We start from the raw sequence: 16072 nt of genomic DNA on the forward strand, positions 1-16072 counted from the left end.
CTCACACCAACTTCGCGATCTGGGCGAGCAGGGAGCTGATCCGGGGGCCGGCAGCCTGGCCGGCCTCGATGACCTCGCCGTGCGACAGCGGTGTGGGGCTGATCCCCGCGGCGAGGTTGGTCACGAGCGAGATGCCCAGCACCTCGAGCCCCGCGTGCCGTGCGGCGATGGCCTCGAGGGTGGTCGACATGCCCACCAGGTCCGCCCCCAGGATCCCGGCCATGCGGACCTCGGCCGGGGTCTCGTAGTGCGGGCCGGGGAACTGCGCGTAGACGCCCTCGCCGAGCGACCCGTCGACCGTCCGGGCCAGGTCGCGCAGGCGCGGGGAGTACAGGTCGGTGAGGTCGACGAACGTGGTGCCCTCGAGCGGTGAGGTCGCGGTGAGGTTGATGTGGTCGCGGATGAGGACCGGGGTGCCCGGCCCGTGGTCCAGGTTCAGGCCACCGCAGCCGTTCGTGAGGATGACGGTCTGCGCGCCGGTCGCGGCAGCGGTCCGGACGCCGTGGACGACGTGGCGCACGCCCTTGCCCTCGTACAGGTGCGTGCGCGACCCGAGCACGAGCGCGTGGCGGACCGAGCCGTCGGCGCGCTCGATCCGGATCGAGCGGGTGGTGCCCACGTGCCCGGCCACGGCCGGCTTGGAGAAGCCGGGGATCTCGTTCGTGGGGATCTCCGCGACGACGTCGCCCAGGAGCTCGGCCGCGCCGCCCCAGCCGGACCCGAGCACGAGGGCCACGTCGTGCCCCTCGATCCCGGTGGCGTGGGCGATGTGGTCGGCAGCGGCGCGGGCCACGAGGAACGGGTCGGTGGTGGGGTCGTCGAGAGACAAGGTCGTCGTCATAGGACGAGGCTAACCGTTCTTGGGCCTCGCGCCCCGCCGAAGGCCCACCCGGCGACCGGCTGACCGATCTGTCCGCATGCTGACACGGTGACCTCGGACTTCCTGACACAATGGCACCCGTGACGAACGAGAACAGTGACCTGCAGGCCAGCCGTATCGTGATCGTGGGCGGTGGTCCCGGAGGCTACGAAGCGGCCCTCGTCGCCCGCCGGCTCGGCGCGGACGTCACGGTGGTCGAGCGCCAGGGGCTCGGGGGAGCCGCGGTGCTCACAGACGTCGTCCCCTCCAAGACGCTCATCGCGACCGCCGACTGGATGACCATCGCGGACCGCGCAGCCGACCTCGGCATCCGCCTGCCCGTCGACACGGTCAAGGCCGCCCACCCGGCCATGCGTCGGCACATGGTGGACCTCGACGCCGTCAACACCCGAGTCATGGCGCTCGCGGCGGCCCAGTCGGCCGACATCCACGCACGCCTCGAGCGCGAGGGCGTGCGCGTGCTCCTCGGGGAGGGCCGCCTCGACGGGCCCACCCGCGTGCAGGTGACGCCGTCGGACGCCGACGAGCAGCCCGTCACGCTCGACGCGGACGTCGTCCTGCTCGCGCTCGGCGCGACGCCGCGCGTGCTACCGACCGCCGTCCCGGACGGCGAGCGCATCCTCACGTGGACCCAGCTCTACAACCTCAAGGAGCTCCCCGAGCGCCTGATCGTCGTGGGCTCGGGGGTCACGGGGGCCGAGTTCGCGGGCGCCTACAACGCCCTGGGCTCCGACGTCGTGCTCGTCTCGAGCCGGGACCGCGTCCTGCCGGGTGAGGACGCCGACGCGGCCGAGCTCATCGAGGGCGTCTTCCGCTCGCGCGGCATGACGGTCATGTCGCGCTCGCGTGCCGAGGCCGCCGTGCGCACCGCGGACGGGGTCGAGGTCACGCTCGCCGACGGCCGGGTCGTCCAGGGCACCCACGTCCTGCTCGCGGTCGGCTCCATCCCCTCGACGCAGGGCATCGGGCTCGAGGAGGCGGGGGTGCGCCTCACGCCGAGCGGGCACGTCCAGGTCGACAAGGTCTCGCGCACCTCGGTGCGGGGCATCTACGCGGCCGGTGACTGCACGGGCATCCTGCCGCTGGCCTCGGTCGCGGCGATGCAGGGCCGGGTCGCCATGTCGCACGCCCTGGGCGACGCCGTGAGCCCCATCAAGCTGCGCACGGTCGCGGCGAACATCTTCACGGCCCCCGAGATCGCGACCGTCGGGTACAGCGAGGAGAAGCTCAAGGAGCAGGGCTCCAAGTACGTGACCACGACCCTGCCCCTCGCCCGCAACCCGCGCGCCAAGATGCTCGGCATGCGCGACGGGTTCGTCAAGCTGTTCGCGCACCCCGAGGCCGGCGTCGTGCTCGGAGGCGTGGTCGTGGCACCGCGGGCCAGCGAGCTCGTCTTCCCCATCACGCTCGCGGTCGCGCACCGTCTCACGGTGGACGACGTGGCCGAGGCCTTCACGGTCTACCCGTCGCTGAGCGGGTCCATCGCCGAGGTGGCCCGCATGCTCCACCACCGCGAGGACTGAGCCGCCGCGCGAGGGGCGCCGGGCGCTCCGGGCGGGCGGCGCCGTCGGGCGTCCTGGGCCCGCGGGTGGACAGTGCCGCGGCCTTCACGGCCGCGGCGCTGCCCCTACTCCTGCTCCGCGCTGCCGGGCCGGACCACCGCGACGAGCGGACGGTGGTCGGACCAGGCGACGTCGAGCACCGTGACGCGCTGGAACTCCAGACCCGAGCCGAACACCCAGTCGATCCGGTAGGCGGGAGCGTCCGCAGGAGAGGTCAGGTCGCCGGGGTTCCCGACGTCGTCCTGCCCGCTGACGAGCCCGTGGGACTCGACGAGCTCGATCTCGTCCCAGCCGGGCTCGGCGTTGAGGTCTCCCGCGAGCAGGTACGGACCGGTCACGGGCTCGGCCGCGAACAGGGCGTCGAGCTGGTCGATGCGTGTCGGGGTGTTCGCCTCGCGGTGCTGCAGGTGCACCGAGGTCACCCGGACGCCGCCGGGCCACGAGGTGTCGCCGTCCACGGGGGTGAACGTGGCCGAGACGGTCGAGCGGTTCTGCGGGCCGGCGCCCAGCGGCAGGGCGAGGCGCGCGACGTCGCTCGCCGCGACCACGTCGGGGTTCCACAGGACCGCGTTGCCGAACTGGCGGTCGGCAGCACCCACGAACTCGACCTCCAGGCCCGTCTCCCGGGCGAGGTAGGACGCCATGTCCACGCCTCCCCCGAGCACCCAGCCGCGAGAGACCTCCTGGAGCGTCACGACCTGCGCGCCCGAGTCGCGGACGATCGCGACGACCTCGTCGAGGTCGACCGACGGTGTCGCGCTCACGCCGTAGTGCAGGTTCCAGTCCAGCACCGTGAGGCGCTGCTCGCGGTCGGCGACCGCGACGGGGGCTGCGCTCGTCGAGACGAGCAGCGCGCCGGCGGCGGCCAGGGCCGCGACGGCCGCGGTGACCGGCAGGGAGATGCGCAGGCCCGGCGCGGGCGCGTGGGCCGCGTCGGCTGCGGCGCCCACGGCTGCGCCGGACGCCTCGGGCAGGTCGGCCGGAACGCCGCGCGCGCGGCGCAGGCCCGCGACCGCGAGCACGACCGCGACGGCGACCGGGACGCTCGCGTTGGGCACGGGCAGGGGGACGTCGTAGTCGAGCTGGTAGACGAGCAGCGGCAGGATCAGGCCCAGCCCGACGGCGGTGCTCGCCCCCGCCAGGCGGGCCCACCCGAGCTCGTGGGCGGGTCGGGTCAGGGCGTGGCGGACCGCGTCGGTCGCGGTCGCCGCGAGACCCACGACGCACACCAGCAGCGCCCAGCCGAGCGACGACGAGACGTCCTGCGTGCGCCCGGGCACCAGGAACAGCACCGCGGTGAACGCGGGCAGCAGCACGAGCGAGACCCACCGGCCGGTCGAGGCCAGAGAGCGAGCGGCGGGGGTGCTCGTCCCGGCGACGCCCCAGAGCGGGAGCAGCCCGACGACCAGGGCCATGACGGCGACCGCTCCACCGGACACGGGCAGCGAGAGGCCGGTCTGCGACGCGACGAACGCGGGGTTGCCGAAGACCATGACGCCCAGCGCGAGGTAGGGGCCCAGCACCCACAGCCCACGTGATCCCGGGGTGGCGGGGTCGCGACGCAGGAGCCAGGCCGCGACCACGGCCACCCCGCCGAGGGCGACCGGCGCGATCCAGCCGAGCAGGTCGGTGCGCCAGTAGGCGTCCCACGTGCCGTGCAGCAGGCTGACCCCGGCGGCGCCGAGCACCCCCAGGCCGATGCCCATCGCGACCATCCGGCCGTTCGCCGGGCGCGGCGGACCTGCGGGGCTGTCGTCGAGCTCGGCCGCGGGATGCGGCCGGGTGCCGCTCGCGAACCCGGCGACCAGGACGACGGTCGCGACCGCGAGCGCAGCGCCCCCGAGCCCGAGCCCGTAGCGGGCCGTGCCGAGCCAGGAGCCCGACGCGGCCGCGATCCCGAGTCCTTGCAGGCCCAGGCGCCACACCACGAGCGCCACGACGGCACCGACGACGACGCGACCGTTCACGGGCAGGCGGGCCGCGACGATGGTCACCGCGAGGGCAGGCGCGGCGTAGGTGACCAGCGCCGTGACCGCGGCCGTGACGACCCCGGAGGTGAACGCGCGGTCCAGCAGGGGCCCGCTCGCGCGGATCATCTCGACCGCGAGCGCGGTGACCACCGTGAGGAGCAGCAGTCTTGCCGCGTTGCCCCGTCCGAGGCTCGCGACCCGGCGTGCGGCGTGCGCGATCTGTCGGCGCGTCGTGTGCGGCGCGGTGCCCGAGGTCGTCGGGCCCGCCGCGGAGGGAGGCTCGTCACCGGCGGTGTCCGCCGAGGGGGCGTGCGGGGCGTCGTCGGCCGGGGCCGGGGCCGGGGCCGTCACGCTCGAGGGTGACGGCGCGAAGCGCGCGTCGGCCTGCGGTGCCGTGGGTGCGGCGTCGGGGGGAGAGGCCGGTGTGACCTGGCCGATCGCCGCGGTGTGCGTGGGGACGCGGTGCACCGTGCTGTCCGACCGCCGGGCCAGGTCCGCGAGCTCCGCGGCGCGCTGGGCGGCGCGACGCTCGGCCCGTGTCGCGGGTGTCGAGGGCTCGTCCCGCGGCGCGTCCGCGGCAGAGGGGGCGGCCGAGGTCGGCGGGTCGTCCGGGAGGTCGGTACGGGTGCGGTGGTCGTCGGTCACGGCCCGACGGTACTAGGGGCCGCTGACGCGGCGACGGGGGACGCGCGACGTTCACAGGTCGCTCACCCCCTCTGACCGCCGTACTGTGATCCGGATCACAGAAACAGGGCGATCGTGCCACACTGAGAAGCAGTCGTCGACGACCCGGGCCACCGCTCACCGAGCCCCGCCCGGGAGGGAGGCCAGCATGACGAGCACCGTCCCCGCCCCGCCCGCCGGGGTGGTCGGCCACGTCGTCGGGGGCCGCCCCGTGCGGGAGGCCGAGAGGTTCGGCCCGGTCCACGACCCCGCCACGGGGCACGTCACGGCTCGCGTCGCCCTGGCATCGGTGGACGACGTCGACCGGGCCGTCGCCGCGGCGCTCGCGGCCTTCCCCGGCTGGGCCTCGACGGGCCTGTCCCGGCGGGTCGAGATCCTCTTCGCGTTCCACGAGCTCCTGCGCTCGCACCGCGACGAGATCGCGCACCTGGTCTCGGCCGAGCACGGCAAGGTCGTGAGCGACGCCGAGGGCGAGGTCGCGCGCGCGCTCGAGAACGTCGAGTTCGCCGCGGGGATCCCGCACCTGCTCAAGGGCGGGTTCAGCCAGCAGGTCGCCACGGGCGTGGACGTCCACGAGGTCAAGCAGCCGCTGGGCGTCATGGCGGGCATCACACCGTTCAACTTTCCGGCCATGGTGCCGCTGTGGATGATCCCGACGGCCATCGCGTGCGGCAACACGTTCGTCCTCAAGCCGAGCGAGCGGGACCCCTCGGTCTCCCTGCTGCTCGTGCGCCTGCTCGCGCAAGCAGGACTTCCCGACGGCGTCGTCAACGTGGTGCAGGGCGACCGGGTCGCGGTCGACCGGCTCCTGGAGCACCCCGACGTCGCGGCGGTCAGCTTCGTCGGCTCGACGCCCGTCGCGCGGCACGTCTACGAGACGGGCACGCGCCACGGCAAGCGGGTCCAGGCCCTGGGCGGGGCGAAGAACCACCTCGTCGTCCTGCCCGACGCCGAGCTCGACGCCGCGGCGGACGCTGCGGTCTCGGCGGGGTACGGGTCCGCGGGAGAGCGGTGCATGGCGATCTCGGTCGTGGTCGCGGTCGGTGAGATCGGCGACCGGCTGGTCGAGGCGATCCGGACGCGCGTGGAGGGGCTCGTCGTCGGGCCGGGGAACGACCCCACCTCCCAGATGGGGCCGCTCATCACGGCCGAGCACCGCGACCGCGTCGCGTCGCGCGTGCAGAGCGCGCTCGACGAGGGTGCGAGCCTCGTCGTGGACGGACGCGAGGGGCCGCCCGTGGCCCCCGGGGCCGACGGCGTGGACGTGAGCAGCGGGTTCTTCCTGCGCCCCAGCCTGGTCGACCACGTGCTGCCCGAGCACACCGTGTACCGCGAGGAGGTGTTCGGTCCCGTGCTCTCGGTCGTCCGCGTCGAGTCGTTCGACGACGCGCTGCGGCTCGTCAACGAGAACCCCTACGGCAACGGGGCGGCGCTCTTCACGCGTGACGGGGGCGCGGCCCGACGCTTCGAGGTCGAGGCGCAGGCCGGGATGATCGGGATCAACGTGCCCATCCCCGTGCCGGTCGGCTACTACTCGTTCGGGGGGTGGAAGGGCTCGCTGTTCGGCGACTCGCACATCTACGGACCCGAGGCCATCCACTTCTCGACCCGGACCAAGGTCGTGACGTCGCGCTGGCCGGACCCGGCGACGAGCGCGATCGACCTCGGCTTCCCCCGGAACAGGTGACCCCACGTGACCGCACGCGACGGCAGGTGGAGACAGGCATCGGCGGCGACCGCGCGACCCGACGCGGGGACCGGGCGGCCGAGCGGACGGAGGACCGGCGCATGACGGACGAGGCGACGGGCACGGCGCGGCGCGACCGCGAGGACGCCCACGTCTTCTACTCGTGGTCGGCCCAGGAGCTGATCCGCCCCGTGACGATCGCGGGCGGCGAGGGGGCCTGGTTCTGGGACACGGACGGGCGGCGCTACCTGGACTTCGCGTCACAGCTGATCAACCTCAACCTCGGGCACCAGCACCCTGCGCTCGTGGGCGCGATCCAGGAGCAGGCCGGGCGGCTCGCGACGGTCGCGCCGTCGTTCGCCAACCCGGTCCGCAGCGAGCTCGCGCGGCTCGTCGTCGAGCGGGCGCCGGGCGGCGCGGACGGCGGGCTGACCCGGGTCTTCTTCACCAACGGCGGTGCCGACGCGGTCGAGAACGCCGTGCGGCTGGCGCGTCGCCACACGGGGCGCCAGAAGATCCTGGCGGCCTACCGCTCGTACCACGGGAACACCGGCACGGCCGTGACGGCCACGGGGGACCCGCGCCGCTGGCCGAACGAGGTGGACCCCGGCGTGCGGCACTTCTTCGGGCCCTACACCTACCGGTCGGCGTTCGGCGCCGCCGACGACGCCGAGGAGTGCGTGGCGGCGCTGCGCCACCTGCGCGAGGTCGTCGAGCTCGAGGGGCCCGCGACGATCGCGGCGATCCTGCTCGAGACGGTCGTGGGGACGAACGGCGTGCTCGTCCCGCCCGACGGCTACCTCGCGGGCGTGCGCGAGCTGTGCGACGAGCACGGCATCCTGTACGTCGCCGACGAGGTCATGGTCGGGTTCGGGCGCGTGGGCGAGTGGTTCGCGGTGGACCGCTGGGGGGTGGTGCCGGACCTCGTGGTCTTCGCCAAGGGAGTGAACTCCGGGTACGTCCCGCTCGGCGGCGTCATCATCTCGGAGCGGGTCGCCGCGAGCTTCGACCGCGCCGCGTTCCCCGGTGGCCTGACCTACTCGGGGCACCCGCTCGCGTGCGCGCCGGGTGTCGCGAGCATCCGGGTCTTCGAGGAGCAGGGGATCCTCGACCGCGTCCGCACGCTGGGCGAGAAGGTGATCGGTGCGCGCCTGCGTGACATGGCCGCCCGCCACCCGAGCGTGGGGGAGGTGCGCGGGCTCGGGTTCCTGTGGGCGATCGAGCTCGTCCGCGACCCCGCCACGCGCGAGCGCCTCGTGCCCTTCCAGGGGACGGCCGCCCAGAACGCGCCCATGACGCAGGTCGTCGCGGCCGTGACGGCGGGCGGCGTCTGGCCCTTCCCCCAGGTCAACCGGCTGCACCTCGCCCCGCCGCTCGTGACGTCGGTCGAGGACCTCGAGCACGGCCTCGACGTGGTCGACGCCGCTCTCGACGTCGCCGACCGGTACGTCGTCGAGCCCTCGCCCACGTGACGCGCCGGTCCGCGCGACCGACCCGACCCGATCCGACCTGCAGGAGCACCACCCGCAGCAGCGCCACCGCACCAGCCGCCCCAGCAGCCACACAGACCCGAGGAGAACCCATGATCGTGCGAGCCGCCCTCACCCAGGTCCGCTGGACCGGCGACCAGGAGTCCATGCTCGCGGCCCACGAGACGTTCACGCGCCAGGCCGCGGACCAGGGGGCGAAGGTCATCTGCTTCCAGGAGGTGTTCAACGCTCCCTACTTCCCCCAGGTCGAGGACGCCGCGTTCTACTCCTACGCCGAGCCGGTGCCGGGTCCCACGACCGAGCGCTTCGCGGCCCTCGCCCGGGAGCTGGGCATCGTGATCGTCCTGCCGGTGTACGAGCTCGAGCAGCCCGGGATCCTCTACAACACCGCGGCCGTGATCGACGCCGACGGCAGCTACCTGGGCAAGTACCGCAAGACCCACATCCCGCACCTGCCCGGGTTCTGGGAGAAGTTCTACTTCCGCCCCGGCAACCTCGGCTACCCCGTCTTCGACACCGCGGTCGGACGGATCGGGGTCTACATCTGCTACGACCGGCACTTCCCCGAGGGGTGGCGCGCCCTGGGGCTCGCGGGAGCGACCATCGTGTTCAACCCGAGCGCCACGAGCCGCGGCCTGTCGAACTACCTGTGGAAGCTCGAGCAGCCCGCGGCGGCCGTGGCCAACGAGTACTACGTCGGGGCCATCAACCGGGTCGGGTTCGAGGAGCTCGGGTCGAACGACTTCTACGGCACGAGCTACTTCGTGAGCCCCGAGGGAGCGTTCGTGGGCGAGACGGCCGACGCCTACGAGGAGGAGCTCGTGGTCCGCGACCTCGACCTCGACGTGCTGACCGAGGTCCGCAACCGCTGGCAGTTCTACCGCGACCGCCGACCGGACGCGTACGGCCCGCTGACGGCGCCCTGAGCCGCCGGCCCCGAGCAGCTGCGTCGGCCGGAGCCGGCCCCCGCACAGAAGGACCGACCGACGAACGAGAGGACCGCACCATGGCACTGACCCTCATCACGGGTGGCACCGTCGTCGGGCCCACGGGGCGCTCGCGCGCCGACGTCCTGCTCGACGGCGAGCAGGTCGCCGCGCTCGTGCGCCCGGGCGACACGACGCTCGGGGTGGACCTCGCCTCGGTCGCCGAGACCGTGATCGACGCGACCGGCAAGTACGTGATCCCGGGCGCCGTGGACCCGCACACCCACATGGAGCTGCCGTTCGGCGGCACGGCCGCCTCGGACACGTTCGAGACCGGGACGCGCGCCGCGGCCTGGGGAGGCACGACGACGATCGTCGACTTCGCGGTCCAGCGCACCGGCGAACGGGTCCAGGACTCGCTCGCCGCCTGGTTCGCCAAGGCCGAGGGGAACTGCGCGATCGACTACGGCTTCCACCAGATCCTCGGCGGCGTCGACGACGACTCGCTCAAGGCCATGGACGAGCTCGTGACCGAGGGCATCACGAGCTTCAAGCTCTTCATGGCCTACCCCGGGGTCTTCTACAGCGACGACGGGCAGATCCTGCGGGCCATGCAGAAGGCAGCGACCAACGGTTCGATGGTCATGATGCACGCCGAGAACGGCATCGCGATCGACGTCCTGGTGCGCCAGGCGATCGACCGCGGCGACACGGCCCCGTACTTCCACGGCACCACGCGCCCGTGGGAGACCGAGGAGGAGGCCACGCACCGCGCGATCATGCTCGCGCGGCTCGCCGGTGCCCCGCTCTACGTGGTGCACATGTCGGCCAAGCAGGCCGTCGCCACGCTCGCCCGCGCCCGCGACGACGGCTGGAACGTGTTCGGCGAGACGTGCCCGCAGTACCTGTACCTGTCGCTCGAGGAACAGCTCGGGGCCAGGAGCGAGGAGTGGGGCGACTTCGAGGGCGCCAAGTGGGTCTGCTCGACCCCGCTGCGCTCGCGGGCCGAGGGCCACCAGGACGAGCTGTGGCGCTACCTGCGCACGGGCGACCTGTCCGTGGTGAGCACCGACCACTGCCCGTTCTGCATGAAGGAGCAGAAGGAGCTCGGGCTCGGCGACTTCTCCAAGATCCCCAACGGGATCGGCGGCGTCGAGCACCGCCTCGACCTCGTCTACCAGGGCGTGGTCGACGGGAAGATCTCGCTCGAGCGCTGGGTCGAGCTGTGCTGCACGACGCCGGCGCGCATGTTCGGGCTGGGCGACCGCAAGGGCGTGCTCACCCCGGGGGCCGACGCCGACGTCGTGGTCTACGACCCCGCCGGGCACACGTCGATCGGGTACACCTCGGGCGCGGACGCCGCACACGGGAACCGCAAGACCCACCACATGAACATGGACCACTCCGCCTGGGAGGGCTTCGAGATCGACGGGCACGTCGACGTCGTGATCTCGCGCGGCACGGTCCTGGTCTCGGACGGCGAGTACCACGGGCACCCCGGGCACGGTCGGTACCTGCGCCGCAGCACCTCGGCGTACCTCCGATGACGGGCGGGTACCGGCCATGACCGCGGCAGGCACGGCCGAGCGACTCGACCTGGGCGTCGTCCTGCAGACCAACCCGCCGGCGTGGCGCGTGGTCGACCTCGCGCGCCGCGCCGAGCTCCACGGGTTCAGCCACGTGTGGACGTTCGACTCCCACCTGCTCTGGCAGGAGCCTTTCGTCATCCACTCCCAGATCCTGTCCGCGACCCACCGCGTGACCGTGGGGCCCATGGTCACCAACCCCTCGACGCGCGACGTGACCGTGACCGCCTCGCTCTTCGCGACCCTCAACGACATGTTCGGCAACCGCACGGTCTGCGGGATCGGCCGCGGGGACTCCGCGGTCCGGGTGACCAACGGCAAGCCCGTGACCCTCGCCGAGCTGCGGGCGGCCGTCACGACCGTCCGCGGGCTCGCGGGCGGGCAGTCCGTCGAGTACCACGGCACGACCCTGCACCTGCCCTGGGCCCCCGACAGCCGCACCCCCGTGTGGGTCGCGGCCTACGGCCCGCGCGCGCTGGCGCTCGCGGGCGAGGTCGGGGACGGCTTCATCCTCCAGCTCGCCGACCCCGACATCGTGGCCTGGTCGATCGACGCGGTGCGCCAGGCGGCCGAGCGGGCCGGTCGCGACCCGGCCGAGGTGACCATCTGCGTGGCCGCACCCGCGTACGTGACGGACGAGGCGCCGTCGGGCACTCCTGCAGGCACGGGCGGGGACGGGCCCGCGCACAGGGGAGGGCGGTCGCTCGCCCACGCCTACGACCAGTGCCGCTGGTTCGGCGGCATGGTCGGCAACCACGTCGCGGAGATCGTCGCGCGCTACGGGGCGGGGGAGGGTACGGGGACGGGCGGGGACGGGCCGAGCATCCCGCGCGCCCTGACCGACTTCGTCGCCGGGCGGGTCGACTACGACTACAACGAGCACGGGCGCGCAGGGAACACGCACACCGCGTTCGTGAGCGACGAGATCCTGGACCGGTTCTGCCTGGTCGGGCCGCCCGAGCGGCACGTCGAGCGGCTGCTCGAGCTCAAGGCGCTCGGCGTCGACCAGTTCGCGCTCTACCTCCAGCACGACGCGAACGACGAGACGCTCCAGGCCTACGGCGAGCTGGTCCGTCCCGCGGTCCAGGAGGCGGGCCGGGTCCGGGAGTGAGCCCTCGGCCGGTGGGTCAGGCGAACAGCTCCTGACCCACGAACGCTCCCTGGGCGCCGCCCAGCGTGGCGCCCGCGGCGATCCCGCGCGGCACGGCCCAGATCCCGGAGCCCGTGTGCCGCAGGTACTCGCTCATGAGGTCGTGCTTGGCGAGGGCGTTCTGCATCGGCACGTACTGGGTCGCCGGGTCGCGCACGTACGCGAGGAAGAACAGCCCCGCGTCGAGCCTGCCCAGCCCGTCCGAGCCGTCGGTGTAGTTGTAGCCGCGCCGCAGCATGCGCGCGCCGCCGTTGCTCGTGGGGTGCGCGAGGCGCACGTGCGAGGCCGGGTCGATGAGTGGGACGCCCCCGCGGCCCGCGGCCTCGAAGTCGGGCTCGGTGCGCTCCTCGCCGCCGGACAACGGCGCCCCCGAGCCCTTGGTGCGCCCCACGATGGTCTCCTGCTCACGCAGGGGCGCGCGGTCCCACGTCTCGATCGTCATGCGGATGCGGCGTGCGACCAGGTACGAGCCGCCCGCGAGCCAGTCGGCCCCGTCGCCCGGCGCGACCCACACGTGCTCGTCGATCGCCGAGGACTCCTCGGACGTGATGTTGGCCGTGCCGTCCTTGAAGCCGAACAGGTTCCGGGGCGTGGGCTGAGCGGTCGTGGTCGACGACGTGCGCCCGTAGCCGAGCTGGCTCCAGCGCACCGACGCGGTGCCGAACGCGATGCGCGCGAGGTTGCGGATCGCGTGGACCGCGACCTGCGGGTCGTTCGCGCACGCCTGGACGGCGAGGTCTCCGCCGCAGCGCGCGTCCTCGAGCATGTCGCCCGGGAAGTGCGGCAGGTCCGCGAGGAGGTCGGGCTTGCGCCCGTCGAGGCCGAACCGGGCCGACCCGTCGGCGGCCGTGAAGAACGAGGGGCCGAACCCGAACGTGATCGTCAGCCCGGAGGCCGGCAGGCCCTCGGCCTCGCCCGTGTCGTCCGGCGGCGCGTCGTACGGGCCCGACATGGGTCCGAACTCCCCGGCGGGCTGGCCCTGCGTCATGCGCGAGGCCGCGAGCGTCCACGCGCGCAGGAGCGCGACCACCTCGTCGCGGTCCTGGGTCGTGACGTCCCAGGTCGCGAAGTGCAGGCTGTCCTGGACGGGGGTCGTGATCCCGGCCTGGTGCTCGCCCGTGAAGGCGAACGCGCCGTCGCCCTCGGCAGGACCCGCGCTCGGCGCGGCGCCCCGCGCCGAGGCCGTGGCGCTCCCGGCGAGGAAGCCTCCCGCGAGCCCCGCCCCGGCCAGCCCGACGCCGGCCATCCCCAGGACGGCTCGCCGCGAGATGCGGCGCGCCTCCCGGGTCGGCTCGGTCGGTCGCGTGGGGTCACCGGGTCCGGTGGTCCCACGGGGTGCGTCGGGCCCCTCGAGGGCGGAGGAGCCGGCGTCGGGCTGGTCTGGAGCGGTCGTCATGGTGCGTCGGTCCTCAGAGCACCACGGCGGCGGTGAGCTGCGAGAGCGGCTCGCTCAGCGAGTCGACGGCCTGCGAGAGCGCCTTGACCTGCTCGGGCGTGAGGTCGGTGTAGAGCACGAACCCGTCGCCCTGCTTCTGCTCGTCGAGCAGGCCCTGGAGGGTCGCGAAGCGCTCGTCGAGCGTCGTGGCGAGCTCCTCGTCCTTGGCCGAGACCACGTCGCGCAGACCGTCGTAGGCGACCTTGGCGCCGTCGACGTTGGCCTGGAAGTCCCACAGGTCGGTGTGCGACCAGATCTCCTCCTCGCCCGTGACCTTGCCCGTCGCGACCTCGTCGAGCAGGCCCTTGGCGCCGTTGCCGATCGCGGGCGCGTCGATGCCGTCCGCGAACGACGCCTCGTGCGTGCGGTCGAAGAGCTCCTGGGTGTCGGCGAGGAGCTGGTCGGCGTACTGCGTGCGCTGCTCGGGGGTCAGGGCCACGTAGGTCTCGCCGCCGTTGGCCTCGGGCGCGGGCTGCCACAGGTCCTTCTCGAGCAGGTGCCAGCCGGTCCACTCCTGGCCCTCTTCGAGGTCGGCCTCGCGCAGGTCCATCTTGGGGTCGAGGTCGCCGAACGACTCGGCCACGGGCTCGATGCGCTCCCAGTGCACGCGCACGGGGGCGTAGAGGGCCTTGGCGGCCTCGTCGTCGCCCGCCGTGTACGCGGCCACGAACTCCTGGGTGCCCTCGAGGAGCTGCTCGGTCTGGTCCTTGACGTACGCGACGTAGTTGGTCGAGGCCAGGGCGATCTGGTCGGCGACCGCGCCCGTGGGCTCGATGTCCTTGCCCGAGTCGGTCACGGTGAAGTCGGAGCGGATGCCGTCGCCGATCATGCCGGGCTTGCACGCGGTCACGTACTCGCCGGGCTTGGCCGTGAGCACCAGGTCGCGGCTGATGCCCGGACCGATGTTCTCGACCTCGGACACGATCCGCAGGCCGTCCTCGGCGAGCAGGTAGAACTCGGTCACGTCGTCGCCCGTGTTGGTCACGGTGAAGACGATGTTGCCCGCCGGCGCCTCGGCGGCCGAGAGCGTGCACGCGTCGGCCGACGAGTCGACCGTGAGCTTCGCGGAGCCGGCGGCCGAGCCGTCCGAGCCGGCGGGGGCCGGGTCGTTGGGCGTGCACGCGGCGAGGAGCGGGACGAGAAGAGCGGCAGCGAGCAGCGGCGCTGCGGCGTGGGTGGCCCGTGAGCGGGTCATCGGTTTCCTCCGGGAGTCGTGACGGTGGTTGCCGGGGTGCTGGCCTGCGCGGGGGCACTGCTGCGAGGCGCGCTGAACCAGACGGTCCGGACGAAGAAGAACAGCGTGGGGACGAGGTAGAGCCACCAGGCGGCGAGCTCGAGCCAGGTGGTCGCGGGGGAGAAGTTGAAGACGCCCTTGAGGACCGTGCCGTACCAGCTCGACGGGGGGATCTGCGCGCTGACGTCGAACGCCAGGTTGTGCAGCCCGGGCAGGATGCCGGCCTCCTGGAGGTCGTGCACGCCGTAGGAGAGGACCCCCGCAGCCACCACGATGAGGAACAGCCCGGTCCAGGCGAAGAAGACGCGCAGGTTGAGCTTGACGGCGCCCCGGTAGACGGCCCAGCCGAGCAGGACGGCCACGGCCAGCCCGAGCACGGCTCCGAGCAGGGGCTTGGTCGTGGTGCCCGTGGCCTGGGCGCCCGCCCACAGGAAGAGCGCGGTCTCGAGGCCCTCGCGCCCGACGGCGAGCAGCGCCATGACGACCACGGCCCACTTCCCGGCGGCGACGGCGTCGTCGAGCTTGTGCTGCAGGTCGGTCTTGAGGTGCCGGGCCGTCTTGCCCATCCAGAAGATCATCCACGTGATGAGGCCGACCGCGACGATCGAGAGCGTGCCGCCGATGGCTTCCTGGGCCTCGAACGTCAGCCCCTGCGGTCCGTAGGTCAGGGCCGCGCCGAACCCGATCGAGACGGCCACGGCGATGCCGACTCCGAGCCAGAGGAAGGGGAGCAGGTCGCGCCGACCGGTCTTGACGAGGTAGGTGACGAGGATGCTGACGACGAGCGCGGCCTCGAGGCCTTCACGCAGGCCGATGAGAAAGTTGGCGAACACGGGAGTCCTTCGACGGGTCGCGGGGCGGTGAGCCCGGGAGCCGGAGGCCGGGGCGACCGGTGGCCGCAGCGGTGGCGCCCCCGCTCTGGAACGCGGGTCCCAGTTTGGTAAGGCTTGCCTTCCTCCGCGAGAACAGTACTCCCGTCGCCGGGTCGTCGACACCCGTGCCCACGTGAGCCGTCCCACACGGACGGGGAGCTGCCCCCTGGCCGGGGCGCCGCGATCTTGGTACGATGGTCCCAAGTTCCTCCGACGAGGGACGCGCGGACGAGGGAGCAGTACCCGCACGGACAAGACTGACTCAGAGGGGTTACTTGTCATGGCTTGGGTTGTCCTCGTCCTCTCCGGGATGCTGGAGGCCGTCTGGGCGACGGCGCTGTCCGCCTCGGAGAACTTCACGCGCAAGCGACCGACCGTCGTCTTCGCCGTCTCCCTGATCCTGAGCATGGTCGGTCTCGCGTGGGCCATGACCTCGCTGCCCACGGGCACCGCCTACGCGGTGTGGGTCGGCATCGGCGCCACGCTCACGGTCGTCTGGGGATTCTTCACCGGGTCCGAGACCTTCACCTGGCTGCGCGGACTGCTCCTGGTCCTGCTCGTCGGGTCCGTGGTCGGCCTCAAGGTGGTGAGCTGAC

The 16072-nt window shown here is 73.2% G+C and carries 12 protein-coding genes and 1 riboswitch; of the genes, 7 read left to right on the plus strand and 5 right to left on the minus strand.

All coding sequences use genetic code 11. The features are described 5' to 3' along the window. Position 1: 1 nt before the first annotated feature. Positions 2 to 841, minus strand: a complete 840-nt coding sequence (locus ACFWGN_RS13890) for a purine-nucleoside phosphorylase (protein ID WP_377617540.1) — start codon at positions 839 to 841, stop codon at positions 2 to 4. Positions 842 to 951: 110 nt separating this feature from the next. Between ACFWGN_RS13890 and ACFWGN_RS13895 the strand changes: the two genes are divergently transcribed. After that, positions 952 to 2403, plus strand: coding sequence for an NAD(P)H-quinone dehydrogenase (locus ACFWGN_RS13895; RefSeq protein WP_191803690.1), 1452 nt, complete (start codon positions 952 to 954; stop codon positions 2401 to 2403). Positions 2404 to 2507: 104 nt separating this feature from the next. Here ACFWGN_RS13895 and ACFWGN_RS13900 read toward each other — a convergent pair whose 3' ends face one another. After that, complete coding sequence (locus tag ACFWGN_RS13900; RefSeq protein ID WP_377617542.1) at positions 2508 to 5057, minus strand: endonuclease/exonuclease/phosphatase family protein; 2550 nt, start codon at positions 5055 to 5057, stop codon at positions 2508 to 2510. Between the two features lie 187 nt (positions 5058 to 5244). On the opposite strand from ACFWGN_RS13900, the gene ACFWGN_RS13905 reads away from it, so the two are divergent. The 5 genes from ACFWGN_RS13905 (at position 5245) to ACFWGN_RS13925 (ending at position 11896) form a co-directional block, all read left to right on the plus strand. After that, the gene (locus ACFWGN_RS13905; protein ID WP_377617544.1) at positions 5245 to 6783 is read left to right on the plus strand and encodes a CoA-acylating methylmalonate-semialdehyde dehydrogenase; all 1539 of its coding nucleotides are present in this window, start codon (positions 5245 to 5247) and stop codon (positions 6781 to 6783) included. 101 nt (positions 6784 to 6884) lie between these two features. Beyond that, positions 6885 to 8255: an aspartate aminotransferase family protein gene (locus ACFWGN_RS13910; RefSeq protein ID WP_377617546.1), complete on the plus strand. Its 1371-nt coding sequence runs from the start codon at positions 6885 to 6887 to the stop codon at positions 8253 to 8255. A 110-nt stretch (positions 8256 to 8365) separates the two neighbouring features. Beyond that, positions 8366 to 9199, plus strand: a complete 834-nt coding sequence (locus tag ACFWGN_RS13915; protein WP_354509743.1) for a nitrilase-related carbon-nitrogen hydrolase — start codon at positions 8366 to 8368, stop codon at positions 9197 to 9199. Between the two features lie 80 nt (positions 9200 to 9279). After that, entirely contained in the window at positions 9280 to 10746 is a 1467-nt protein-coding gene (gene hydA, locus ACFWGN_RS13920; RefSeq protein WP_377617548.1) for a dihydropyrimidinase, read from the plus strand. A 16-nt stretch (positions 10747 to 10762) separates the two neighbouring features. After that, positions 10763 to 11896: a TIGR03842 family LLM class F420-dependent oxidoreductase gene (locus tag ACFWGN_RS13925; protein ID WP_377617550.1), complete on the plus strand. Its 1134-nt coding sequence runs from the start codon at positions 10763 to 10765 to the stop codon at positions 11894 to 11896. A 16-nt stretch (positions 11897 to 11912) separates the two neighbouring features. On the opposite strand, the gene efeB is transcribed toward ACFWGN_RS13925, so the two are convergent. Genes efeB through efeU form a run of 3 tightly spaced genes read right to left on the minus strand, consistent with a single transcriptional unit; the run spans position 11913 to position 15437 of the window. Continuing rightward, positions 11913 to 13331: an iron uptake transporter deferrochelatase/peroxidase subunit gene (gene efeB / locus ACFWGN_RS13930; protein WP_377617551.1), complete on the minus strand. Its 1419-nt coding sequence runs from the start codon at positions 13329 to 13331 to the stop codon at positions 11913 to 11915. A gap of 13 nt (positions 13332 to 13344) precedes the next feature. Then, on the minus strand, positions 13345 to 14565 hold the full coding sequence (gene efeO, locus ACFWGN_RS13935; protein WP_377617553.1) for an iron uptake system protein EfeO: 1221 nt from the start codon (positions 14563 to 14565) through the stop codon (positions 13345 to 13347). After that, positions 14562 to 15437 carry an iron uptake transporter permease EfeU gene (efeU, locus tag ACFWGN_RS13940; RefSeq protein WP_377617555.1) on the minus strand — a complete coding sequence of 292 codons (876 nt, stop codon included), beginning with the start codon at positions 15435 to 15437 and terminating at the stop codon, positions 14562 to 14564. The genes efeO and efeU overlap by 4 nt, the downstream gene beginning before the upstream one ends. 240 nt (positions 15438 to 15677) lie before the next feature. After that, positions 15678 to 15743: riboswitch (guanidine-III (ykkC-III) riboswitch) on the plus strand. 13 nt (positions 15744 to 15756) lie between these two features. Between efeU and ACFWGN_RS13945 the strand changes: the two genes are divergently transcribed. Continuing rightward, a complete protein-coding gene (locus tag ACFWGN_RS13945; RefSeq protein WP_377617556.1) occupies positions 15757 to 16071 on the plus strand; it encodes a DMT family transporter in 315 nt (104 codons plus the stop codon). Position 16072: the final 1 nt, after the last annotated feature.

The sequence above is a fragment of the Oerskovia sp. NPDC060338 genome, assembly GCF_042726295.1.
In the GTDB taxonomy this organism is placed as follows: domain Bacteria; phylum Actinomycetota; class Actinomycetes; order Actinomycetales; family Cellulomonadaceae; genus Oerskovia; species Oerskovia merdavium.

Excerpts from the sequence above, each read along its gene's own strand:
- ACFWGN_RS13905 (WP_377617544.1), top strand. The coding sequence starts at position 5,245 with ATGACGAGCACCGTCCCCGCCCCGCCCGCCGGGGTGGTCGGCCACGTC.
- efeB (WP_377617551.1), bottom strand. The coding sequence starts at position 13,331 with ATGACGACCGCTCCAGACCAGCCCGACGCCGGCTCCTCCGCCCTCGAG.
- ACFWGN_RS13910 (WP_377617546.1), top strand. The coding sequence starts at position 6,885 with ATGACGGACGAGGCGACGGGCACGGCGCGGCGCGACCGCGAGGACGCC.
- efeO (WP_377617553.1), bottom strand. The coding sequence starts at position 14,565 with ATGACCCGCTCACGGGCCACCCACGCCGCAGCGCCGCTGCTCGCTGCC.
- ACFWGN_RS13915 (WP_354509743.1), top strand. The coding sequence starts at position 8,366 with ATGATCGTGCGAGCCGCCCTCACCCAGGTCCGCTGGACCGGCGACCAG.
- ACFWGN_RS13945 (WP_377617556.1), top strand. The coding sequence starts at position 15,757 with ATGGCTTGGGTTGTCCTCGTCCTCTCCGGGATGCTGGAGGCCGTCTGG.
- ACFWGN_RS13890 (WP_377617540.1), bottom strand. The coding sequence starts at position 841 with ATGACGACGACCTTGTCTCTCGACGACCCCACCACCGACCCGTTCCTC.
- hydA (WP_377617548.1), top strand. The coding sequence starts at position 9,280 with ATGGCACTGACCCTCATCACGGGTGGCACCGTCGTCGGGCCCACGGGG.
- ACFWGN_RS13895 (WP_191803690.1), top strand. The coding sequence starts at position 952 with ATGGCACCCGTGACGAACGAGAACAGTGACCTGCAGGCCAGCCGTATC.
- ACFWGN_RS13925 (WP_377617550.1), top strand. The coding sequence starts at position 10,763 with ATGACCGCGGCAGGCACGGCCGAGCGACTCGACCTGGGCGTCGTCCTG.